At 73.0% G+C, this 22,462-nt stretch carries 17 protein-coding genes; 3 read left to right on the forward strand and 14 right to left on the reverse strand.

From position 1 onward, the window contains the following. Nucleotides 1–48 precede the first annotated feature (48 nt). Nucleotides 49–519: a hypothetical protein gene (locus ABZX02_RS17335; RefSeq protein WP_355299223.1), complete on the forward strand. Its 471-nt coding sequence runs from the start codon at nt 49–51 to the stop codon at nt 517–519. A gap of 35 nt (nt 520–554) precedes the next feature. Here ABZX02_RS17335 and argG read toward each other — a convergent pair whose 3' ends face one another. Genes argG through ABZX02_RS17350 form a run of 3 tightly spaced genes read right to left on the reverse strand, consistent with a single transcriptional unit; the run spans nt 555 to nt 3,745 of the window. Beyond that, on the reverse strand, nt 555–2,000 hold the full coding sequence (argG, locus tag ABZX02_RS17340) for an argininosuccinate synthase (protein ID WP_355299225.1): 1,446 nt from the start codon (nt 1,998–2,000) through the stop codon (nt 555–557). 60 nt (nt 2,001–2,060) lie between these two features. Beyond that, on the reverse strand, nt 2,061–3,455 hold the full coding sequence (locus tag ABZX02_RS17345) for a CATRA conflict system CASPASE/TPR repeat-associated protein (RefSeq protein WP_355299227.1): 1,395 nt from the start codon (nt 3,453–3,455) through the stop codon (nt 2,061–2,063). Beyond that, nucleotides 3,452–3,745: a CATRA system-associated protein gene (locus ABZX02_RS17350; RefSeq protein ID WP_355299846.1), complete on the reverse strand. Its 294-nt coding sequence runs from the start codon at nt 3,743–3,745 to the stop codon at nt 3,452–3,454. Before ABZX02_RS17350 ends, ABZX02_RS17345 begins: the two co-directional genes overlap by 4 nt. A 50-nt stretch (nt 3,746–3,795) precedes the next feature. Here ABZX02_RS17350 and ABZX02_RS17355 point away from each other — a divergent pair, with 50 nt between their 5' ends. Together ABZX02_RS17355 and ABZX02_RS17360 are read left to right on the forward strand one after the other, a co-directional pair. Further along, complete coding sequence (locus tag ABZX02_RS17355; RefSeq protein ID WP_355299229.1) at nt 3,796–7,380, forward strand: CHAT domain-containing protein; 3,585 nt, start codon at nt 3,796–3,798, stop codon at nt 7,378–7,380. Nucleotide 7,381: 1 nt separating this feature from the next. Continuing rightward, nucleotides 7,382–8,962 (forward strand): Hsp70 family protein, encoded by a 1,581-nt coding sequence (locus tag ABZX02_RS17360; protein WP_355299230.1) that lies wholly within the window; start codon nt 7,382–7,384, stop codon nt 8,960–8,962. A gap of 3 nt (nt 8,963–8,965) precedes the next feature. Here ABZX02_RS17360 and ABZX02_RS17365 read toward each other — a convergent pair whose 3' ends face one another. From ABZX02_RS17365 to grpE, 11 genes are read right to left on the reverse strand one after another with little or no spacing between them, the layout of a single operon-like run. Continuing rightward, nucleotides 8,966–9,862 (reverse strand): hypothetical protein, encoded by an 897-nt coding sequence (locus tag ABZX02_RS17365; protein ID WP_355299232.1) that lies wholly within the window; start codon nt 9,860–9,862, stop codon nt 8,966–8,968. A gap of 3 nt (nt 9,863–9,865) precedes the next feature. Then, nucleotides 9,866–9,988 carry a hypothetical protein gene (locus ABZX02_RS17370; protein ID WP_355299234.1) on the reverse strand — a complete coding sequence of 41 codons (123 nt, stop codon included), beginning with the start codon at nt 9,986–9,988 and terminating at the stop codon, nt 9,866–9,868. A gap of 45 nt (nt 9,989–10,033) precedes the next feature. Further along, complete coding sequence (locus ABZX02_RS17375) at nt 10,034–10,666, reverse strand: vWA domain-containing protein (protein WP_355299236.1); 633 nt, start codon at nt 10,664–10,666, stop codon at nt 10,034–10,036. Then, nucleotides 10,663–12,192: an Hsp70 family protein gene (locus ABZX02_RS17380; RefSeq protein WP_355299238.1), complete on the reverse strand. Its 1,530-nt coding sequence runs from the start codon at nt 12,190–12,192 to the stop codon at nt 10,663–10,665. The genes ABZX02_RS17375 and ABZX02_RS17380 overlap by 4 nt, the downstream gene beginning before the upstream one ends. Continuing rightward, a complete protein-coding gene (locus ABZX02_RS17385) occupies nt 12,177–12,347 on the reverse strand; it encodes a hypothetical protein (protein WP_355299239.1) in 171 nt (56 codons plus the stop codon). Before ABZX02_RS17385 ends, ABZX02_RS17380 begins: the two co-directional genes overlap by 16 nt. Beyond that, nucleotides 12,344–13,945 carry a hypothetical protein gene (locus tag ABZX02_RS17390; RefSeq protein ID WP_355299241.1) on the reverse strand — a complete coding sequence of 534 codons (1,602 nt, stop codon included), beginning with the start codon at nt 13,943–13,945 and terminating at the stop codon, nt 12,344–12,346. Before ABZX02_RS17390 ends, ABZX02_RS17385 begins: the two co-directional genes overlap by 4 nt. Before the next feature lie 3 nt (nt 13,946–13,948). Continuing rightward, entirely contained in the window at nt 13,949–16,330 is a 2,382-nt protein-coding gene (locus ABZX02_RS17395) for a GTPase-associated protein 1-related protein (RefSeq protein ID WP_355299243.1), read from the reverse strand. Continuing rightward, nucleotides 16,327–17,526: a zinc ribbon domain-containing protein gene (locus ABZX02_RS17400; RefSeq protein ID WP_355299245.1), complete on the reverse strand. Its 1,200-nt coding sequence runs from the start codon at nt 17,524–17,526 to the stop codon at nt 16,327–16,329. The genes ABZX02_RS17395 and ABZX02_RS17400 overlap by 4 nt, the downstream gene beginning before the upstream one ends. Next, nucleotides 17,526–20,183, reverse strand: a complete 2,658-nt coding sequence (locus tag ABZX02_RS17405; RefSeq protein ID WP_355299247.1) for a hypothetical protein — start codon at nt 20,181–20,183, stop codon at nt 17,526–17,528. Before ABZX02_RS17405 ends, ABZX02_RS17400 begins: the two co-directional genes overlap by 1 nt. Further along, nucleotides 20,183–21,820: an Hsp70 family protein gene (locus ABZX02_RS17410; RefSeq protein ID WP_355299848.1), complete on the reverse strand. Its 1,638-nt coding sequence runs from the start codon at nt 21,818–21,820 to the stop codon at nt 20,183–20,185. The genes ABZX02_RS17405 and ABZX02_RS17410 overlap by 1 nt, the downstream gene beginning before the upstream one ends. Then, nucleotides 21,810–22,364, reverse strand: a complete 555-nt coding sequence (gene grpE / locus ABZX02_RS17415; protein WP_355299249.1) for a nucleotide exchange factor GrpE — start codon at nt 22,362–22,364, stop codon at nt 21,810–21,812. Before grpE ends, ABZX02_RS17410 begins: the two co-directional genes overlap by 11 nt. Nucleotides 22,365–22,462 lie beyond the last annotated feature (98 nt).

Below are 22,462 nucleotides of genomic sequence, written 5' to 3' on the forward strand. Positions count from 1 at the left end.
TAACACTATCGGGGTAACGACTTCGCGGGTGACACCGACCTCGGGGGCATGAGGTTCTCGATCACCGCCGCACTGCTCGCCGTCCTCGTGACCGGCTGCGCACCGAACGTCACCGGCACGCCCAGCACCGGGGAGCCCGCCCAGCAGTCCACCTCGGAGGAGACGACCGCGGCCGCGCCGACCACCACGACGACGAAGGCCAAGGCGAACGCGCTCGGCGACGTGCCGTTCGACCAGTACGAGAGCCTGCCGTCGCAGTTCTGCGACAAGACCTTCACCGGCGCGCTCGGCAAGCCGATGCTCGCCGTGGTGGTGGAGACCCCGGCGGGACGGCTGAACTGCGACCAGGCCGGGGCGGTGCTGTTCGACTACTACGCCCAGCGCGCGGACCCGAAGACCGGGCTGCCCGCGGTCGAGATCGGGCCGATGTCCTGCAACCAGGTGCCCGAGGGGATCATGCCGCAGGTCGTGTGCGCGGACGAGGACAACGTCATCTACTCGATGTGGCCCCAGACCTGACCGCGGGGGGGCGGGTCTCCCCGCCCCCACCACCGTCAGTCCGTGCCGAACTCCATGGCCGCCGCGTCGAGCAGCTCGTCGGCCTCCGAGACCTCACCGCGCGAGGCGATGGCCTCCGCGCCGCCGTCCGGCACGTCGCCGATCAGCTGCGTCGGCTCCGGCTGGGCCGAGATGAGCGCCGACTGGCGGGTGCCGACCATGCCGAGGCCCGCGAAGAGCTCCAGCTTGGCGCGCGAGTCCGCGATGTCGAGGTTGCGCATGGTCAGCTGGCCGATGCGGTCGACCGGGCCGAACGCCGAGTCCTCGGTGCGCTCCATCGACAGCTTGTCCGGGTGGTAGCTGAACGCCGGGCCGGACGTGTCGAGGATCGAGTAGTCGTCGCCCCGGCGCAGCCGCAGCGTGACCTCGCCGGTGACCGCGGCGCCGACCCAGCGCTGCAGCGACTCGCGCAGCATCAGCGACTGCGGGTCGAGCCAGCGGCCCTCGTACAGCAGCCGGCCGAGCTTGCGGCCCTCGTTGTGGTAGGCCGCGACGGTGTCCTCGTTGTGGATCGCGTTCACGAGCCGGTCGTAGGCGATGTAGAGCAGGGCCATGCCGGGCGCCTCGTAGATGCCGCGGCTCTTGGCCTCGATGATGCGGTTCTCGATCTGGTCGGACATGCCGAGCCCGTGGCGGCCGCCGATCGCGTTCGCCTCCAGCACCAGGTCGACGGCGTCGTGGAACTCCTTGCCGTTGATGGTGACCGGGCGGCCCTGGTCGAAGCCGATGGTGACGTCCTCGGTCGCGATCTCGACCGACGGGTCCCAGAACTTGACGCCCATGATCGGCTCGACGATCTCGATGCCCTCGTTGAGCAGCTCGAGCGACTTGGCCTCGTGCGTCGCGCCCCAGATGTTCGCGTCCGTGGAGTAGGCCTTCTCGACGCTCGACCGGTACGGCAGGTCGCGCTCGAGCAGCCACTCGGACATCTCCTTGCGGCCGCCCAGCTCCGTCACGAACGCGGAGTCGAGCCACGGCTTGTAGATGCGCAGCGAGGGGTTCGCGAGCAGCCCGTAGCGGTAGAACCGCTCGATGTCGTTGCCCTTGTAGGTCGAGCCGTCGCCCCAGATCTGCACGTCGTCGTCGAGCATGGCGCGCACGAGCATGGTGCCCGTGACCGCGCGCCCGAGCGGCGTCGTGTTGAAGTACGCCCGGCCACCCGAGCGGATGTGGAAGGCACCGCAGGCGAGTGCCGCGAGGCCTTCCTCGACGAGCGCGGCGCGGCAGTCGACGAGGCGGGCGATCTCGGCGCCGTACGTGCCGGCGCGACCGGGGACGGTCTCGATCTCGGGCTCGTCGTACTGGCCGATGTCCGCGGTGTACGTGCAGGGCACAGCGCCCTTCTCACGCATCCACGCGACCGCGACGGAGGTGTCGAGACCACCGGAGAAGGCGATGCCGACGCGTTCGCCGGCGGGAAGTGAAGTGAGCACCTTGGACACGTTGAGAATTATGCACGAGAATGTATGAGCATGCACGCCGGGGTGTCTGTTAGCTGCGCCTCACGGATGTTCCCGCAGGTCGCGCTCCCCCGCAGCGCGCACGACGCGCAACACCGGCTGGACGCCCGCGACGCTCAGCGACGGCACCAGGTAGTGGTCCATCGTGTAGGGCTGCAGGAAGAGCGGGATGTCGTCGACCGACCCGCCGGGCAGCACCACGGGGAGCATCCGCCGCGTCCACCACCGCCGCCGGGAGTGCATCAGCTCGCGCAGCAGCCCCATCTCGGACCGTCCGCCGAAGTTGCCGTCCGGATCCCCCGCGGCGTCGCCGATGAGGCGGCACATCGGCGAGGCCACCACGACCACGTAGTCGGCGCTCGGCACCCGGTTGAGCATCCACTCGTACCAGTCCCGCCGCACGTCCGGGTAGTACTGGTCGAGCTGGACGTCGATCCCCTCGCCGCGCAGCAGGTCCGCGAACGCCCGCACGTCCTGCTTGTGCCGCTCGGAGTCGTGGATGTAGCTGACGAACACCTTCGGGCCGCTCCGCCGCACGGGCGCGGACCGCACGGCCCGGGGCGCCTCGACCGCGTCCAGCTCGTCGTCGAGCCGCGTCAGGAACCACGTGCCGAGCGCCAGGTCGTCCGCCACCGGACCCCCGTCCGTCAGCAGGTCGCCCGCCACCGCCTTGCGCAGGTTCTCCACGACGATCCCGGTGCCGCGCCGCATCCTGCGCAACGCCGGCGCGATGACGTGAGGCTCGTCCCGCTCCCGTGCGATGGCACGGTCACGAAGGAAAACCCTCACCTGGTAACGGAGTTTGGCCGCGTGCACCAGGTGCCTGGCCAACGGCGTGAGCTCACCGTCGCCGGAGGTCCACACCAGCCGGTCCAGGGGCCGTTCCAGCCCGGACGGTGCCACGGCGACCAGCCGCCGCACGGCACGGTCGTCACTGCCCGGCCCGGTCTCCCACACCCGGACCTCCCCGCCGGGCACGGTGATCCGGTCGGGCCGGCGCGACCACCCGACCCCGCCCGCGCCGGGCACCGCCGCCCGCACCGAGTCCTCGGGGTCGTCCTCGTCGCTCAGCGCGAGCAGCACCCGGACCTCCCCGAGCACCGGGTGCCCCAGCCGGTCCAGAGCCGTCTCCAGCTCGGCCCACGCCGCACCGCAGTCGCGGTCGCGGGCGGGCGCCATCATGACGGTGAGGCAGTGCACGTCGTGCTCCAGCCGCACCGACGCCTGCCACACCTCCTCACCGGGGCGCTGCCGGGCGGCGAGCAGCTCCGTGCCGCCCGCCGGTTCCGTGCCGACCCCCAGGCCCGGCACGGGGTCGGTGAAGCCGAGCTCCTCGCCGAGCACGCGCCAGGCCCCGGTCAGCCAGTCGCGTCCCCGCGCGGCGTGCGGACCCTCCAGCGGCACGAGGAAGTAGGCCAGCAGGGCGGGCGCGATCACGCGTCCTCCGGCTCGTCGGGCAGCAACGTGTGCACCAGTTCGTTCGCGCGGTCGCGGACCTTTGGCTCCGGCTCCCGCGCGCTCTCCTGGCCGAGCTTCTCCCCCACCCGGCGGGACAGCAGCTCCAGCTCGTACAGCACCTGCTCCAGCGCGGCGTCGTCCTGCGCCTCGTGGGCCGCGCGCGCCGCCGTCAGCGCGTCGGAGAAGCGCTGCCACGTGACGGGCGTCCGCTTGCCGCCGAGGATCCACCGGACCTTCTCGGCCACGTCCCGCACCAGTTCCTGATCCATGGTCACCGGACCATCATCGGGAACTCCCCCGCCGCCACCACGGCGTCGCGATGACAGGTCCCTGCCGAAGACAACTTGTTGCCACGCAACGGGAGCGGCCGCGCGGCTACCGTCGTGCGCAGAGCAAGCGCACCGAGGAGAACGCCCTGAACGACGACGAGCTGACCGCCCGGCTCGAAGCCGCCCACGCGGCGGCACGGCAGCGGCACGGCGTCGAGCCCACCGAGGACACGCGGTCCCTGGTCGCCGAGCTGCGCGCGCTGCGCCGGGAGACCGGGGACGACCACCCGCTGCGGGTGCCGGTGGCGGTGCTGCTCGGCCCGCAGCTGACGATGGACGCGCTCGCCGAGCCCGGCTGCCCCACCGAGGTGCTCGACGAGGCGGTCGGCGAGCTGGCGCTGGCACTCGCCCACGTCGACGACGTCGAACTGCGCCACCACCACGCGGTCGCGCTCGCGCTGCGGTTCACGCTGCACTCCGGGCCGGACGAGGACCACGACACCGCGCACGCCGAGTTCACCGACCTGCTCGAGACGCCGGGGTACCCCGAGCCCGCGCACGACCTCGCCAGGATCATGCTCGTCCAGCTGGGCTGCGCGAAGACGCTCGGGCCAGAGCGCCGGCGGTACCCGGTGCGGCTCGACGACGCGGTGGTGGCCGAGTTCGTCGGCGACGCCCCGACGGCGGCCTCGATCGCGGCGTCGATCGCGGAGGTCAACCGGCACCTGTCCCACCTGTCCGAGAAGGCGAAGGCGGACAACGGGATCAGGGCGACCGCCCTGCTGTTCGAGACGATCCCGGCGTTGTTCGCCAAGGACCAGCCCGCGGTGCTCGACGAGGCGATCGCGCGGCTGCGCGAGGAGACCGGCGTCGCGGAGGACGAGTTCGGGCAGGCGTTGCTCGCCACGCTGCTCGCCGGCCTCCTGGACCGCAAGGCACAGGGCGGCAACTCGCGCGAGGACACCGACGCCGTGCGCGCGGCGGCGCGGGAAGTCCGGTCGTTGGTGCGGGACGACATGCCTCTCGCTCCGCTCCTGCGCGACGCGGCCACGCTGCTGTCCGCCACCAACGACAGGTCCGCCGCGTCGCCGGACCAGCTCGCGGACGAACTGGAGGAGGTGCGCGCCGTGCTGCGCCGGCTGCCGGCGTCCGACCCGGCCCGCGCCGAGATCTTCACCAGGTCCGTCATGGCGCTGGCCTACCGGGTCGGCGAGTCCGGAGACCCGTCGGGCATGGCGCAGCTGCGCGCGTTCGTCGCGGCGGAGGGTCCCGGTGCCGCGGACGAGAGCGCGCTGCTGCTCGTCGGTGGCATGGTCGACGTGCTCGAAGGAGTGCTGAGCGAGAGACCCGAGTCGCTCAACTCCGGCATGGCGCGCCTGGAGGAGGCCACCCGCGTCCTGCCGCGGACCCACCGGGTGTACCCGCTGGCCGAGTCGTTCATCGCGATGGCGCTCTCGCAGCGGGCGATCAGCGGACGCAGCCTGGAGGACCTCGACTCGGCCCGCCGGCTGCTCGCCGCGCAACGGCGGGACGACACCTCCCAGGCCGGCACGAAGCTCAGCGAGCTGACCGTCGCGCTGTCGGCGATGCGGCACGGCACCCCGACGGGCGAGAAGCTGGACGAGATCATCGAGATGGTCCGCGGGCTGGACGAGCACGAGAAGCGGTTCGCCGACTTCGACGTGGACGAACTGGTCGGCACCCTCGAGTACATGCGGCTGGTGTCCCAGTCCTACGGCAGGCAGGTGCCCGCCTGGGTGCCCCCGCCCACCCCGGCGACCGGGTTCTGGGCCGACCGCAACGGCGACCTGATCGAGGCGATGACCCTCGTGCACAACGGGTACGCGAGCGGCGACCTGGCGATGCTCGACCGCGGGGTCGAGCTCCTGCGCGGGCAACCGGTGCCGAACCCGAGCGAGCGGGTGCGGGTGCTGATGGTCACCGCCCTGTCGATCATGTTCCGGTACGCGCGGTCGGCCAGGACGGCGGACCTCGACGCCGCCATCGCGGAGATGGAGCAGGCCGCACCGCTCCTCGACGAGGTCGACCTCTCGGACGCGTCGAGCGTCCACTACTTCCTGGGCGAGGCGCTGCACCTGCGGGGCAACCGCAGGCACGACTCGGCGGACCTCGGGCGCGCGGCCGAGCACGGGCTCCTCGCGATGAGGGGCCGCGCGAACGAGGTGCTGCTGCAGTCCAAGGCGGACCACGCGCTGGCCACCGCGGAGACCGCGGCCGGGGAGGCGGCGAAGGTCGTGCGGTGGTGCGTCGGCGCGCGGCGGTACGACGCCGCCGTGCAGGCGCTGGAGCTCGGCCGGTCACTGGTGCTGCACTCGGTCGGCGTCGAACCGTCCATCCCGGACCTGCTGCGCTCGGCGGGCGAAGCGGGCCTCGCCGAGCGCTGGCTCGCGGAGAACGGCGTCGAGAACCCCGGGCTCGTCCCGTCGGACCTGCGGTCCCAGGTGCTCGTCGCGTTGGAGGGCACCAGGTCCGAGTCGGCGCTGCTGCGGCCGCCCGCGATCGAGGACGTCCACACCGCGCTGCGGCGGACCGGCAGCCGGGCGCTCGTGTACCTGCTGCCACCCGAGTCGGGGCAGAACGGCTTCGCGCTGGTGGTCGAGGAGGGCGCCGAGGTGCGGCTGCTCGCCCTGCCGCACCTGCGGTCCGGTCCGGTCGAGGAGTTCGAGGCCGCCCGGCGCCTCCTCGTCGACCCGTCGGCCGAGGACGAGCAGCGGTGGCGGGACGCGGTCGCCCTGACGTGCGGGTGGTCCTGGACCGCGGTGATGGGGCCGTTGCTCGAGGAGTTCCGGGGACTGCAGCGGCTCGTGCTCGTGCCGGTCGGGGAGCTCGGCGCGGTGCCGTGGCACGCGGCGCGGCGCGAGGTCGGCGGCACGACCCGGTACGCGTGCCAGGACGCGGTCGTCACCTACGCCGCCTCGGCCCGGCAGTTCGTCGACGCCGCCCGCCGCGAGCGCAGGCCGGTCGAGTCGGCGCCCGCTCTCGTGCGGGTGCGGGACAGCGAGCTCGACTGGGCGGCCGCCGAGACGGCGACCGTGCGCGACCACGCCTACCCGGACGCGACCTGCGTCGAGGACGGCGTCCGGGCCGCCGACGTGCTGGGGCACCTGCCGAGCGAGCTGCGGCCGGGCGCGTCGGTGCTGCACCTCACGTGCCACGCCTGCCACGCGACGCCGGCCGTGGACTCCCACCTCGTGCTCGACGACGGGGAGGTGCTGCCGGTGCGGGACGTGCTGCGGCAGGCCGCCGGCCGTCCCCCGGACGCCGAGGGCGGGCTGGTCGTGCTCGCCTCGTGCGCGAGCGACCTCACGGACTCGGCGCACGACGAGGCGCTCACGCTCGCGACCGCGTTCCTCGCCGCCGGTGCCACCGGTGTGGTCGGCGCGCGCTGGCCGATCGTGGACGTGACGACCACGTTGTTCGTGATCATGTTCCACCACTACCTGACCCGCGGCTACGAGGACCCGGCCGTGGCACTGCGCGCCACGCAGCTGTGGATGCTCGACCCGCGCCGGCGGGTGCCGCCGAGCGTCCCGGCGCGGCTCGCGCGGATCGCGCGGCGCTGCCGCCTGGACGAGGCCGGGAACTGGGCCGCCTTCACCTACCAGGGACGTTGAGATGAACACCAAGGCGTTCGGCATCGACCTCGGCACGACGCACTCGGTGCTCGCCCACCTCGACCACAGCGGCAAGCCCGTGGTCGTGCGCAACGCAGTCGACGAGGAGATCACGCCGACGGCCGTCTACTTCGAGGCACCTCTCGAGGTGATGATCGGTGGCGCGGCGAAGAACTCGGCGGTGCTCGAACCGCGCAACTACTGCGAACTCGTCAAGCGGCACATGGGATCGCCAGGAGTCCGCTACCCGCACCACGGCCACAGCTACTCGCCCGTGGAGATCTCCGCGCTGGTGCTGCGGTACCTCGCCGAGTGCGGGCGGCGCGCCACCGGGGTCGCCGTCGAGGACGTCGTGATCACGGTCCCCGCGCACTTCGGGATCGCGGAGCGGGAGGCCACCAGGGCGGCCGGCGAGATCGCCGGTCTCACCGTGCGCGACGTGATCGTCGAGCCGGTCGCGGCGGCGCTGCACTACGGCCTCGGCCGGGCGGACGCCGGTGTGCGGCACGTGCTGGTGTGCGATCTCGGCGGAGGCACGTGCGACACGACGGTGATCCGCTTCGAGGGCGACCTGGTGCAGGTGGTGTGCACCGGCGGCGACGGCGCCCTGGGCGGGGCGGACTGGGACGCGCGGGTGCGCGACCACCTGGTCGACGAGTTCGTCCGGCAGCACCCGCGCACCGACCCGACCGCGGACGACGTGTTCATGAACGACGTCGTCCAGCGCGCCGAACTGCTCAAGAAGGAGCTCAGCAGCGCGCAGACCCGCCACACCGAGCTCCGCTTCCGCGGCGCCGTGGCCCGCGTCGAGCTCACCAGGGCGACCCTGGACGAGCTCACCGCCGACCTGGTCGGCCGGGTCGTGGACCTCACCCGCCGGACCGTCGAGGAGGCCGCGCGCAAGGGCGTGCGGGAGTTCGACGACGTCCTGCTCGTCGGCGGCATGACGAAGTCCCCGGCGATCGCCGCGGCGTTGCGCGCCGAGCTCGGCCTGGACCCCCGTTCGCACGAGCCGCACCTGGCCGTGGCGAAGGGAGCGGCGATCTTCGCGGCGCAGCGCCAGGTCCGGATCCGCGAGGAACGGCGTGCCGCGGGCATCAGCGCCGACAAGGCGGCCACGACCGCGGCCGTGGTGCCGCGCAGCGTCGGGGTCAAGGCCCTGGACCCGAGCGACCCGATGGTCGAGGTCGACGTGCGCAAGGCGCGGTTCATCGTGCAGCACCTGCTGATCGCCGGCGAGACGCTGCCCGCCAAGAGCGACACCTACCAGTTCGCCGTCGTGTTCGCCAAGGCGAGGATGGCGGAGATCGAGGTGTGGGAGCAGAACCCCGGCGAGGACTCGATGGACCTGTCCACGAACAGGGTGGTGGGCAAGGGTTTTCTGCGGGACATGCCACCGAAGCCCAAGGGCGCCGTCATCCTCGTCTGGTTCGCGATGTCGGCGACCGGGGAGCTGTCCGTGCACGCGTCCGATCCGGACTCCTCCGCGCAGGTCCGGTTCGACCTGCGGATCGACGGGCTGACCGAGCCGGACGTGAGCCGGTCCCGCGACTGGATCACGCGTCACCGGCTGCGGGACTGACCGTCACGCCGTGGCGCCACCGGGGCGGCGCAGCCGCAGAGAACGTTGCGAGGGAAGGGAAGCGCTGCGGCCCGCGCGCTTGAGCAGCACGGCCTCGTGCGTGTGCACCACCGTCTCCAGGCTGTCGCAGTAGTGCGCGGCGGCCTGGCACATGCGTCCGTAGAACACGCGCGCGAGAGCCAGCGCCAGCGCGGCGAACGCCAGCTTCGGCGGTGTGCCCGGCAGCAGCGGCAACCAGCCGAGCGAGGCCAGCAACCACATCAGCGCCTGCGCGCGGGTGAGCAGGACCCGGGAGGCGAACTCCAGGTTCGTCATCTCGGTCGAGGTCGCGACGGACTTCAGGTGCGGCCAGCAGCTCTGCAGCTCCAGGCCGCGCTCGTCGCGCACGTGCTCGGCGGCCGCCGCGAACACGTTGCCGAGCCTCGTCGGTTCGAGGGGCAGGTCCTCCTGGGGCGGGACCTCCCGCCCGCGCAGGCGCCCGTTGTGCGGGAACCGGTGCAGCTCGGCCTGCGCCCGGCGCACCGGCGGGGTCTCCAGCGCCCGCCGCTTGATGCGCTTGCGGCGCTTGCTCTCGAGCCACGCGCCGGCGAACCTCGCCGGACGCGGCCAGTGCGTGCCGGTGAGCAACGACGTCACCGCCATCGCCTCGCCGAACCAGAGGCAGTGGGAGACGACCATCGCGACGACCACGCACGCGATCAGCGGCACCGCGCGCGCCCAGCCGCCGGTCAGCGCGCCGCAGAGGTCCTTGCCGCCGGACGGGCAGCCCGGCAGCGGCTGGGGGTGCAGCCAGAAGAACAGCACCACGCCCACCAGCCAGTAGGTCAGCGTGGACACCGCGGCCGAGGTGGCGAGCCTGCTCGCGAACGGGCCGAGGAGCTCACCGACGATCTTGTCCACGGCTCACCACCGCTTCCGGCGCAGCTCGCCGTGCTCGGGCGCCTTCTCGCACACGCCGTCGCCGTAGGCGCGCTCCGGGAGCCCGGGCTCCTCGTAGCCGCACTCGGCCACCGGGCAGACCCACACCGCCGCGGGTCTGGGTGGAGGCAGGGGAAGCGGGTACAAAGGTCGTCACTTCCCCTTCGTGCGGCGGTTCTTCGTGAGCCCGCCCGCCATCGACGCGATCCCCGCCCGCAGGTCGGCGACGTCCACGATGACCTGGCCGGTGTCGTCGTCGCCGCCGGGACAGGTCAGGCGGCCGAGCGTGCGCGCCGCCTTCGGCCCCAGGCCGCGCACGACGATGCGGACGCCCATCTCGCACAGTTCGCGGGCGAGCCGCTCGGCCGCGCCGATCCGCGGGATCTCCCCGTCGCTAAAGATGCAGACGACCCGGTCGCCCCGCATCTGCTCGTAGATCTCCTTGCAGCGCTTCAGGGCGGGCACGACGTCAGTGCCGCCGCCCAGTTTCGCGTCGCGCAGGCTGCCGATGACCTTGCGCAGCGGTGTGCTCGGGGGCAGTGACCGTTCGACGCGGCGGCTCCAGAGGATCAGGCCGCAGTCGTAGTGCGCGCGGTCGGCCTCCTCGAGGAACGCGACGCCGCCGGAAATGGCCTCGCGCAAAGGTTTCCCCTCCATCGACCAGCTCACGTCGATGCACAGCAGCACGGTGCCGCCGTACCGCGCCTGCACCGCCGCGAGGTGCGGGCCGGGCGGGGCCTGCGTGAGGCCGATGCCGTCGAAGTCCCGGCGGATCCACGAGCTCACTGGGCCACCCTCAGTCCGGCGAGCGACCGCGCCAGCTCGGCGTGCGCTCCCCCGTCCACCACACCATCCACATAGGACTCCAGGGTCAGGGATCTGCCGCTGCGCGGCTCGCGGGCCGTGACCGACAGCAGGCCGTCCGCGCTCACGCCGAGCGTCACCTCCACGAGCGAGCCCGCCGGCAACGGCGGCAGGCCGCTCAGCTCGCCGTCGAGCACCCGCCGGTTGTGCGCCGGCTCGCTCGACGGCACGTCGCCCGCCTGTTCGCAGATCTGCACGCGCACGCGGTCCTGGTCGTTGACGATCGTGGCGAACCGGGTGGTCGCCGTCGCGGGCAGCGGGTCGTTCCGGTGCACCACGTGCACGACGAGCCTGCCCTCCCCGGACGGGTCGTGGCTGTCGTCGACCAGCACGCCGAAGCTGCGCGGCACCACCGACCGCGTCGGCTGGTCCGCCACCACCGCCATCCGCCCGCCGGCCCGGCGCAGCCGCTCCGGGCTCGCGAGCTGGTGCGCGCGGATCGCCGCGCCGTACGCGACGGCCAGGTCCGGCTCGACCAGGCGCGGCTCGACGCCCAGCTCGGCGCGCAGGGCCCGGGCGACGCCCGGCATCCGCGACGCGCCGCCCACCAGCACGACGGACCCGGCCCGCGGCACTCCCCTGGCCGCCGCGCTGTCCAGCACGCGGCGGGTGATCTCGAGCGTCCGGTCCACCAGGTCGGCGCCCATGGCCTCGACGTCGGCGCGCGTGACCTCGACCGCCGCGCTCGCACCACCGCAGCGCAACGCGACCGTCCTGGACGAGACGCGGCTCAGTTCGCGCTTCACCTTCTCCGCCAGCACGACGACCTCGCTCAGGAACACCTCGTCCTCGTGCGGGTCGACCTCGGGCACCGCGGCGGCGAAGCTCTCGAGCAGGTGGCTCGCGAGCCGCGCGTCCCAGTCGGCGCCGCCCAGGTGGCTGTCCCCGTCCACCGCCACCACCTCGGCACCCCGCAGCACCGTCGTGTCGAACGTGCCGCCGCCCAGGTCGTACACGAGCGTGGTGTCCGGGGCGTCCGGGAACGCGGTGCGGTGGTGCAGGGCCGCCGCGACGGGTTCGCTGAGCAGCTCGAGCACCTCGATGCCCGCCAGCGCGGCCGCCTGGAACGTGGCCTCCCGTTCGCGGATGCCGAAGTAGGCGGGCACGGTGACCACCGCGCGCACCCCGGGCACGTCGCCTGCCACCGCGCGCAGGATCAGCGCGGAGATCGACTCCGGCGTGTGCCGCACCCCGTGGAAGAACAGGTCGAACTCGGTGCCCATGCGCCGTTTGATCAACGCCACCGTGTTGTCGGGGTCGACCGCGGCCGCGGTGCGGGCGGTGCTGCCGACCAGCACGCTGTCCGCCGACTCGAAGTGCACGACCGACGGTGTCGAGGTCTCGCCGAGCGAGTTGGGCAGCACGACCGGGCGGCCGTCGTCGCCGATGCCCGCCGTCACCGTGCAGGTCGTGCCGAGGTCGATGCCGAGGATCACGACGAGGTCCACTGCTGCCGCGTGCCGCTGATCATGTCGAGGATCTGCGCCCAGACCGGCTCGTACACGAGCCACAGGCCCAGCCCGAACAGCAGGGCCACCACGGCGTACAGCACGACCAGCGCGATCCGGTGCACGCGGTACGCGAGCGGCGGGTCGTGGCTCATACCTTCTCCTCCTCCGCGCGCGTGGCGGGCAGCAGGTCGCCCGCGCCGCTCTTGCCGATCAGCCACTCGAACGGCGCCGACGGCCGCATTCCCTCTCCCGCGGCGTGCCCCGGCACCGACGCGGCGACGAAGTAGCGCACCTCGCCGAAGTCCCGTTCGGCGGAGAGCACGAGGTTGTCGAGCCCCGCCTCGCAGAGCCAGTCGCGGACGCTGCCCCGCCGCAGCCCGTCACCCGGTGACAGCCCGGCCAGCAGGTCGGCCTTCACCACCGTCATCGCGAGGCTGCGGCGGCGCGTGTCGACGCCGTAGTCGCGCAGCCGCCGGGCGGTCACCTGGTAGACGCCGTCGGGGTGCGCGGTCGCCGGGTTGGCGCGCGCGACCTGGGCGGCGCTCTGCGACCCGAGCTGGTCGCGCACCCACGGCACGGAGAACGGGTCCACCACGAACACCAGCCCGTGGGCGTGGTCCAGGAACTCCAGGTCGCTGTTGTCCTCGCGGTCCGCGTAGAACTCGCCCGCGGCGTCGAACAGGTGCAGCAGCGCTCGCCTGCGGCCCCTGGTGAGCCGGGCGGTGAGCGCGTGCGGCAACGAGGCCGCCTCCGTCTTCGCCGTGTTCTGGCCGGACGAGATGATCGCGGAGGCGTTGGCGAACACCGCGCCGCTGTCGTCGTCGACGAACGCGAGCTCGCCCCCGGCCGACGTGAGGTCGTCCCGCAACGCCACCAGTCCCGCGTAGACGAGCCGGGTCTTGCCCGCGGACACGGGACCGAAGACGGGCAGGCGGATGTCGGTCGTGACCGCACCGCCCTCGCGCAGCTTCGTGGCACAGCGCGGACATTGCGGCGCCACCCGGTGCGCGGCGCGCAGGACCGTGGTGGGCAACGACTTCCCGCACCCGCACCGGCGCCACACGCCGCCCAGGCGACCCGGCCGCAGGTCCCGGTGGACCTCACCGCACCCGTCGCACGGGAACGCCGGCAGCGTCGTCACGTGGTAGCAGACCGGGCAGCTGCCGGTGGCCCTGCGCAGCTTGCGCACCGCGGAGTCCAGCCCCCGCAACGAAAGCGAGACCAGACCCCACACCACGTGCGTGAGACCCAGCACGAGCCAGCTCAACGCGTACAGCACCACCGCCGCGACGATCGCGCCGGCGCTGAAGGAGATCAGGACCGGGAACACGACCCCGATCACCGGGATCCACACCCACCAGTGCCCGACCGCCTTGGTGCGCCCGGTGACGTAGGTCCAGACGGTGTTCAGCAGCGACCCCATGGCCTCGAACGCGGTCGACAGGTCGTGCCGGCTCTGCGCGGTGGTGTACACCGGCCACGCGCGGTCCCTGGTGAACGGCCCCTTCACCTCGGGCAGCTCCCTGCCCGCCACCACGTCGTCCGGGGTGACGAGCTTCGGCGCGGACGATCCCAGCGCCAGCACCGCCGCGCCGAACAGGTAGCACACGGCGAGCACACCGCCGGCGAACGCGAACGGCATCACGACGTACAACAGCGGCAGCAGCAGGAACACCGACACCCAGGCGAGGGCCCACAGCGCGAGCCCGGCTCCCACCAGGACTGCCATGATCACGACGAGGTAGCCCACGGCTCACTCCTCTCCCTTGCGGCCGAAGGGCCACAGCCCGCCGCGCGAGGCGGGCGTCTTCTTGCGCGACACCGGTTTCGGGGTCCGCTTGCGGGCCTCCGCCTGCTGCTTGCGCGCGGCGGAGGCGAACGCGGTCCACTCCTTGGCCTCGCTGGCGCTCATCAGCCCCGCCACCGCGCTCACCTCGGCCAACCGCTCCGCGGTCGTCGACGCGGCGAACCGGGCGAGCTTGTCCTCGAGCTCCTCCAGCTGGCGCTCGGGGCAGTGCGACGACATCGCGGTGAGGTACGTCAGGGCCACCGCGCGCGGAGCGAGGGCGTTCCAGGGCGTCCAGCGGTTCGGCAGCTCCCGGCTCAGCAGCACGATCATCGCCCGACCGGCACCGCGCACGGCGACCGCGGCGTCCTGCGGGCGGGCCTTCTCCAGCAGGACGTGCAGGACCTGGCCCGCGCGGGCGGTGAGCGGGGTCTCCTGGACCTTGGCGAGGTCGTTGGCCGTGCGCGTGACCGGGTCGTCGAGCCACCGGCGCAGCAGTGCGTCGTCCTGGACGAGGCGGCGCCAGGAGGACTGGCTCGGGAGGTGGTGGCGGTCCGCGAGCACGGCGAGCACGTCGAGCTCGGGCCGTCCGAGAGCGCCCAGGGCGGCGAAGGCCGCGGTGGCGACCTCCTCGGAGGTCCGGGGGCGGCTCTCGAGGAACCGCAGCACCTCGTCGGTCGTCGGCGCCGCTACCCCGAACAACGCCCGCCACGCCGTGAAGTCGTCGGCGGCCCGCTGCAGCACCTGGGAGATCACGGCCGACCGCGTCTGCGCGCTGCCCCGCGCGACCGCCGCCGACGCCAGTGCGGCGTCCAGCGGTGCCGACGGGTCGTCGATGGTCTGCCACAGCAACGACCACCACGCCGCACCGACGTCGGCGCGCACCGGCCGGGTGCCGAGCTCGTCGCGCACCAGGTGCAGCATCTGCTCGGAGTTCGGCCACCTGCGGACGTCGACGGCGGCGGCCGGGTGGTCCGCCCACCACCGCACGAACCGGTGCGCGCCGTCGCGGAACGCCGCCGCGTCCGGTCGCACGCCGAACTCGGCGGCGAGCACCAGCAGGGAGTTCATCGCCTCGGGCCGCACCTGGTCCGCGGCACGGGCCAGGTCGGCGGTCATGCCCGGCGTCGGCCGGACGGCCTGGTGCGGTGGCGGCACGGGTTCCGCCGCGCCGGCGAGGACCGCGGCGACCTCGGCAGCGAACAACGCCTGCCGGATCTCGGCGGCGAGGGCCGGTGCGACGCCGTGCCGGTGCGCGGCGCCGTCCAGCAGCCGCAACGAGTCCGCGTCCCGCGCGGCCCCGAGCGCCGCCCGCACGAGCTCCTCGCGGTAGTCCTCCACCGAGTCGAGCGGCTGCACCGCGAGCCACCGTGCCAGCGCGGCACCGGCGGCGGGGTCCCGCACCTCTTCGCCGAGCGTCACCACGCAGCTGGCCACGCGGTCGCCCGCGACCTCCGGCTCCCCTCTCGTGGCCGCGCTGCCCGCGGCCAGTTCGACGGCGTCGACCACGTCGTACGGGTCGTCGCGCAGGAACCGGGGCACCCAGTGCAGCGCGGCCTCGGTCGGTTCGACCTCCGCGTGCTCGCCCGTCGCGAGGTTGAAGACGACGAACTCGTCGCCGCGCCGCACGTCCGCGTGCGACCCGGCCCAGTCGGGGTGCAGCGCGATCACGTCGTGCCTGCTGTACTGCGGGTTGGTCGCGAACACGCGGAAGCTGACGCGCAGGGCCCTGTGCTGCGGCAGCAGCAACGTGCCGGCCGCGAGCCAGCCCAGCACGTCCACGGCGTCCGTGGCGACGAAGGCGATCCGCTTGCCGTCCGGCCCGCCGAGGCGGTCCAGCGCGGAGAACACCGCCGTCAGCCACTCCTCGCCGTCCGGCTTGCCCAGCACCCACTCCCGCACCGCGTCCCGCCCCCACGGACCGGGCTCGGGCACGGCGGGGAGCGACTCGCAGCGCGTGCTGCCGGCGGGCTTCTCGATCCACCAGGGCGCGTCCCAGAGCTGCGCGGGCCGGACCTCGCCGTACGCGTCCGGGTCCGTCGTGGTGACCGCGTGCGTGAACTGGTTGCCCTCACGGGCGCCGTTCACCTCGGCACCGAGGTAGATCCCCCGCGCGGTGGCGAACACCCCGTCCACGCTGTGGGTCAGCGACGGCGGGTACTCCCCGGCCGGGCGGCGTTCCCGCATCCACGCCGCCGGGGCCTCGTACAGCGAGGAACGCTGCACCAGCGCCATCTCCTCGTGCCCGACGCCCTCGGAGACGGCCTGGAACTGGAACCCCGCGCCGCCGCGCAGACCCTGGCCCGGCAGGCAGTCGGTGTAGAGGAGCGAGGAGAACCCGGCGCTCATGCGGTCTTCCTGCTCTCGATGATCCGGTCGAGCGACAGCAGCCACAGCAGCGGTTCGTCCACCCGGAACGGGCGCACGCCGCCCGCGCTCACCCGCGCCTGCTCGTAGTCGGGCTCGGCGCCGAGCGAGGACACCCCGAAGTAGCGGAACTTCTTGTAGTGCGCGCGCAGGTGGGCGTCGATGTCGTCGGCGTCGAGCTCGGTGAGCAGCGACCGCATGTGCTCGTCGGTGTCCTCGCCGTTGCTCTCGTCGTAGAACGGCCCGGTGTCCGGCCGGGTCAGCAGCGGGTGCCCCTCGCCGAGCAGCTTGAAGAACGCGTCGATCTTCGAGAACACCACGGCGATCGGAATCTTGATCTTGCGCCTGGTCCCGAGACCGTGGCTCGTGCGCAGCAGCTCGGTGACCCGGCTGAGGACGTTGTAGGGCGGTTCGGTCTCGCGCTTGGCGATCTCCGGCACCGAGATGCGGTCGCGGGCGCCGTTGAGCTGGAACGGGTCCAGCAGCACGATCAGCCCGTCCGCCGCGGCCAGGTACGACTGGGCGTTGACGAACTCCTGCGAGGTCATGTCCTCGCCCGCCGCGTCGTAGAACGACAGCGTGCTCGTGTTGTGCACCTCGCGCCCCAGGGTGCGCCGCGCCTGCCGCCACTGCAGCACGAGCGGGACCTTCACGCCGTCCGCGGCGGAACGGGTCTGCTCGAACAGCTTGCTCTCGCCGAACAGCGCGGACTCGTAGTTCTCGAGCCAGCCGGCGACCGAGACGTCCCCGCCCTGGCGGTCGCCCGCGAACGAGATGTCGGCGGCGAACCGGCGCCTGATGTTGTGCCGCAGCTCGTGCACGAGCACGGTCGTGAACACGGTCTTGCCCGAGTTCTTCCCGCCCACCACGGCGATCAGCGGGCTCCGGCTGTCCGCGAAGTTGGCGGGCAGCGGCGTGTGGCACACCTGGCAGGCGCGGATGCCGGACGACCCGCCGCACGCGGGGCAGTCGTGCAGCCGCTGCGGCAACGGGTTGCGGGTCTCGCGCGGCGGGAACGTCGGGTAGACCGCGCCGGAGAACCCGGTGAGCCGCTGCCGGTCGACGTCCACCTCGCGCTTGCACCGGTCCCGGCCCGGCGTCGCGCGGCCGGTGCACTGGAACCGCAGCTTCGCGAGGTCGATCCGGTGGTAGCAGTAGGGACAGGAAGCCTTCGACATCACGACACCTTCAGTTGCTTGGTCGGCGGGTCGACGAGCAGGGCGACGCCCTCCTCCTCGAGGAAGCACCTGATCCAGTAGGGCTTGCGCAGCTTCGGCAGCTCGGCGGTCAGCTCGACCTCGTCGCGCCCGAGCCCGTGCTGGGGGCTGCGCAGCACGACCACCCCGTCACCGGGGCCGCGCGGCATCACGGCGCCGGCGGCGGCGACCACGAGAACGGTGCAGCCGGGCACCGGTTCCTCCGCGGCCAGCCGCACCCGCACGGTGCCCCCGCCGAGCAACGGCCGCCGGGCCAGCTGCACGGAGTACCGCAGCTTCGGCGGTGCCGACCGCACGGTCAGCACCGCGTCCCCGGAGACGCACTCGCCGCCGGAGGCCGCGACCACGGTGCGCACCCGCACCTTCAGCTCACCCTTCCCGCAGCGCAGCCGGGCACCGCCCGCGCCGCGGTACTGCTGCCGGGTGAGGCGGAGCCTGCCCTTCTCCTCGCCGCACTCCCAGCGGACCTCGGCGGTCCCGACGTCCTCCGGCCACGCCCAGGAGAAGACGTGCTCGTCGCCGAGCCGCTGGTGGCGGAGATCGGTGACCGGCAGGGCGATGCCGAGCGAGGCCTCGTGCCCGCGCAGCGCCCCGTTGGGGCCGATCGTGAACGGCACGTACCAGTGCATGCCGGTCGGCGCCTCGGCGGTGAGCGTGCGCCAGTCGCCGTCGGCGGTGAGGGTGCCGCGGAGGTCCGAGCCGTACGCCGTCACCTCGGGCAGCGGCACGGTGGCGCCGAACTCCCAGCGGCACGGCTCCTCCGCGCGGCGCAGCACGACCTCGGCGTCCGGGTCCGGCAGCCGCCACGTCACCGCGACCTTCGAGCCGTCGCCGGGAGCGACGGCCAGCCGCAACCCGGTGACCGGCATCGCGGCGCCCCGGTTCGCCGCGCGCACCTGCACGGCGGACGCACGGGCCGCGGCACCGCCGGCGCGCCGGTAGCAGGCGACGAGCGTGTAGGTGCGTTCCTGCTTGCTCTCCAGGCGGTCCGTGAACGAGGCCTTGCCGGTCATGCGGACGGTGCCGCCGTCGGAACAGGTGACCTCGACCGAGACCGCGTCGGGGTGCACCTGCCAGCGCGCGGACACGACACCGTCCTCGACGGACAGTGCGACGTCGTGCACCGGCGGCAACACCTCGATCGTCGCGGTGGCGGGCCGCGACCACGCGCCACCACCCTCGCCCGCGGCGAACACCGCGTAGCCGACCACCTGTCCCGCCGCCGCCTCGCGGTCCAGCGCGACCGACCCGGGTTCGTCGTGCACGACCACGCCGTCGCCGGGATCGCCCGGCGCGCGGCCGTCCCGGCGCACGACCCGGTAGCGCGTCCGGTCGTCGTGGCTCACCGCGCGCCGCCACGACAGCCGCACGCCCAGTCCGTCCGGGTGGGCGGTGAGCTCGAGCGGCGGGGGCAGCGGGATGCGCCCGAGCTCGGAGGTGAGCTCCGGGTCGTCGGAGGCGAGGGCCACGGCCTGCCGGTACTGCTGGCGCGCCTCGTCCTCGTCACCGCGGCGCAACGCCTGCTGCGCGGCCTCCCGGCACTGGCGCACCCTGGCGAGCTGCTGGTCGACCAGCGTGCGCGCGGCGGTGGCGTCGTCGGAGCCGGTGATCGTGCTGAGCGTCTGCTGCGCGGCGACGAGCCGGCCCTCCTCCAGCAGCGCCTGCACCGCCGCCAGGCCGGTGATCGGTGCCTGCGCGGACTCGTTGAGCACGCTGAAGATCGCCTGCCGCGCGTCGTCGCGGGCGAGGCCCCTGCCGGTGAGGCGCTTGAGGAGCGCGACCGTCGGCACGCCGCTGCGGTGGTGGGACCGCACGTCCTCCAGCAGGTGGAACAGCGCCAGCTCGCGCAGGTCGACCTGGTTCTTCGCCGCGCTCGCCAGGATGTTGAGGGCCTGGCGCGCCGCCTGGTTGCCCGACCGGCGGTTCTCCCGGTCGACGGCCTCGGTGACCGCGCGCGCCGTGAGCCCGGCGTTGCGCGGGGGGTCGCTGGTGAAGGCGCGCAGCACGGTGAACGAGGTCAGCTGCCCGTGCAGGAGCTCGGGCACGCTGTTCAGGTCCGCGTCGAGCAGGCCGCGGGCCAGCTCCCGGTACTGCACGTCGGGCAGGCCGCTGGTCTGCGGCAGCCCGACCGGGTCCGCCTCGCTCACCGACGCCGTCGCGAGCGCCTTGGCCACCTCGTCGGGCGCGAGCGACGTGAACTCCGCGTCCAGCAAGGCTTTCAGCTGTCCCTTGGACACCAACCCCAGGTCGCCGAAGCCGGTGCGCAGCGTCTGCGCGAGCTCGTCGATCTGGCCGGCGCGCGAGCCCTGCCGGGACTGGTCGTACTGCCGCCACCAGTCGGCGCGGCCGAGGTTCCCGCCGTGTTCTCGTTGCAGGGCCTCGTCCGCGCGCAGGAACGCCTTGTAGACGCTCTTCACCGACAACGGCTTGTTCTGCGCCTGCGCGCTCTTGTTCCAGTGCGACCTGATCTCGGTGAGCCGCCGGGCGACGTCCGGGTCCGCCATCGCGAGGTCGATGGCGTACCGGCTCACCAGGTCGTCCGGCAGCGCACCGGCGGCCCGCCGCTTGAGCGGCTTGACGACCGCCTCCTCGTAGGCCTTGGGGTCGAACGGCGGCATCAGCTCGACACCGTCAGGCCCGCGACGACCTTGGCCGCCTCCTCGACCTCCTCCGTGCTGAGCACGCTCACCCGGACCTTGATCACCAGTTCCTTGCGGGTGGACACCTCGGTCGCCGTGACCTTGAGCATGCCCTCGTTGTCCACCAGCATCGTGATCTCGACGGGCGACCCGGCCGGCAGCGGCGGCAGGCCCTCGATGGTGCCCGCGCCGTCGTTGAGGTGCTTGTTCTCGTCCATCTCGCGGCCCGCGACCGCACCGGACTGCTCGTAGAGCGCGATCTCGACGGCGTTCTGCCCGTCGTAGATCGTGGCGGCGCCCAGCTCGCCCGTGGCGGGCAGGGAGTCGTTGGCGTGCACCAGGTGCTCGACGTAGTGGCGGACGGGCTTGCGCTCCCAGTCCGGGTCGGCGGTGTCGACGAGCCGCACCCCGAACGCCTTGGGCAGGACGTTGCGGGTCTCCTTGGCGGCGATGGTGCGCAGCTTCTGCGTCGAGAGGCCGGTCTTCGTCGCGATCGTCTCGACCGCCGCGTCGACGCCCTTCTCCTCGGCCTCCCGGTGCACCACGCGGCCGAGCGCGTAGAGCGCGGCACCCTTCGCCACGGCGAGGTCCGGGTCGTGCACCTTGGGGTCCCAGCCGAACTCCTCGCGCAGCCGCGCGGCGACCGCGGGCATCCGCGTGGAGCCGCCGACGAGCAGCACCTCGTCGATCTTGCTGCCGGGTGCCTTCTGCTCCAGCGTGGCGAGCGTCCGGCGGACGATGTCGACGGTCTTGGCGAGCAGGTCCTCGGTGAGGCGCTCGAACTCGGCGCGGGTGATCTCGACCCGCGCGCTCACCCCGGCCCCGCGCAGCGGCACCGGCCGCGACTCCACCCTGGACAGCTGCTTCTTCGTGTCCTCGGCGGTCTTGGCGAGCGTCTGCAGGAACTCCTCGTCGTCCTCCGGGTCGACGTCCGGCGGCACGTGCTCGCGGAACGCGTCCAGCAGGTGGCGGTGCAGCCGCGCGTCCCAGTCGGCTCCGCCGAGGTGGTCGTCGCCGTCGGTGCACAGCACGACGATCTCGTTGTCCGACACCGAGATCACGGTGGTGTCGAACGTGCCGCCGCCGAGGTCGTAGACGAGGATCGTCTTGTCGGTCGCGCCCGTGGTGGCCTCGTAGTGCAGGGCCGCGGCCACGGGTTCGGGCACGATGCCGATTACGTCGAGGCCCGCGAGGACCCCCGCGGTCCTGGTGGCGTCACGCTCCAGCATGCCGAAGTAGGCGGGCACGGTGATGACCGCCTTCTTGGCGGGCTCGCCGTGCAGGTCGATCGCGTCCTGCGCGAGCTGGCGCAGGATCAGCGACGAGATCGACTCGGGCGTGTACGGCTTGCCGTCGAAGTCGTAGGTCGCCTTCGTGCCCATCTGCCGCTTGATCAGCGAGACGACGCGGTCCCCGTGCGTCACCACGGAGTTCTTGGCCACCGACCCGACGACCACGTTGTCGGCGTTCTCGAAGAACACCACGGAAGGCGTGGTCTCCACGCCGTCGGTGTTGCGGCACACGGCCGGCTTGCCGATCTCGTCCACGTAGGCGATCGCCGAGTAGGTCGTCCCCAGGTCGATGCCGTACACCCGGAAGCCGTCGTCAGACACCATCTTCACCCTTCTCCTGTCGCGTCGTGCCCGCTGCGGGCTCCGTCCACCGGCGCACGACCACGCGCGCCGGTGCGGTGACGCGGTCGAGGTTCGCGTCGTAGTAGCCGTCCGCGACGACCTCGGCGATCGTCGAGTCCTCGTCCCGGTGCTCCGCCGCGACGACCTTCACCGCGCGGTGGTCGCGGGCGGCGAACGGTGTGCCGGGCTCCGGTCTCACGGGTGTGCTGCCGCAGCGTTCGAGCGCCTGCTCGACGCTGAGGGCGAAGGACTCCAGCAGGTCGGCGACCTGCCGTGCCGACATCTCGCCCGGGACCGTGCGGGCCTGGTGCACCAGGTCGTTGCGCAACGTCTGCAGGTCCACGACGACCGGCTTGAGCACGAGCGCGCGTTCGCCGGCGCGCAGGCGCTGCACCTCCTCGTGCAGGTCCTCGATCACCTTCTCGCGCGCCGCCGCGCGGACGTGGTGGGCGCGGGCCTGCTCGGCGAGGTCGCCGGTGATCGCGACCAGCTCCGCCAGGCGGTCGGGCTCCGGCGCCGACTCCACACCGTCATCGTTTGACGCCGCACCACCGGGCTCGCCGATCATTTGCCCGACCTGCGCATTTGTCTCCCCCACCTCCCCCGCGAACTCTTCGTCCCGAA

The organism is Lentzea sp. NPDC003310, from assembly GCF_040610935.1.
Lineage (GTDB): Bacteria > Actinomycetota > Actinomycetes > Mycobacteriales > Pseudonocardiaceae > Lentzea.

Bases quoted from the DNA above. Each gene is read 5' to 3' on its own strand.
- ABZX02_RS17335 (WP_355299223.1), top strand. From the start codon at position 49: ATGAGGTTCTCGATCACCGCCGCACTGCTCGCCGTCCTCGTGACCGGC.
- ABZX02_RS17350 (WP_355299846.1), bottom strand. From the start codon at position 3,745: ATGGATCAGGAACTGGTGCGGGACGTGGCCGAGAAGGTCCGGTGGATC.
- ABZX02_RS17355 (WP_355299229.1), top strand. From the start codon at position 3,796: ATGACAGGTCCCTGCCGAAGACAACTTGTTGCCACGCAACGGGAGCGG.
- ABZX02_RS17360 (WP_355299230.1), top strand. From the start codon at position 7,382: ATGAACACCAAGGCGTTCGGCATCGACCTCGGCACGACGCACTCGGTG.
- ABZX02_RS17385 (WP_355299239.1), bottom strand. From the start codon at position 12,347: ATGAGCCACGACCCGCCGCTCGCGTACCGCGTGCACCGGATCGCGCTG.
- ABZX02_RS17395 (WP_355299243.1), bottom strand. From the start codon at position 16,330: ATGAGCGCCGGGTTCTCCTCGCTCCTCTACACCGACTGCCTGCCGGGC.
- ABZX02_RS17400 (WP_355299245.1), bottom strand. From the start codon at position 17,526: ATGTCGAAGGCTTCCTGTCCCTACTGCTACCACCGGATCGACCTCGCG.
- ABZX02_RS17405 (WP_355299247.1), bottom strand. From the start codon at position 20,183: ATGCCGCCGTTCGACCCCAAGGCCTACGAGGAGGCGGTCGTCAAGCCG.
- ABZX02_RS17410 (WP_355299848.1), bottom strand. From the start codon at position 21,820: ATGGTGTCTGACGACGGCTTCCGGGTGTACGGCATCGACCTGGGGACG.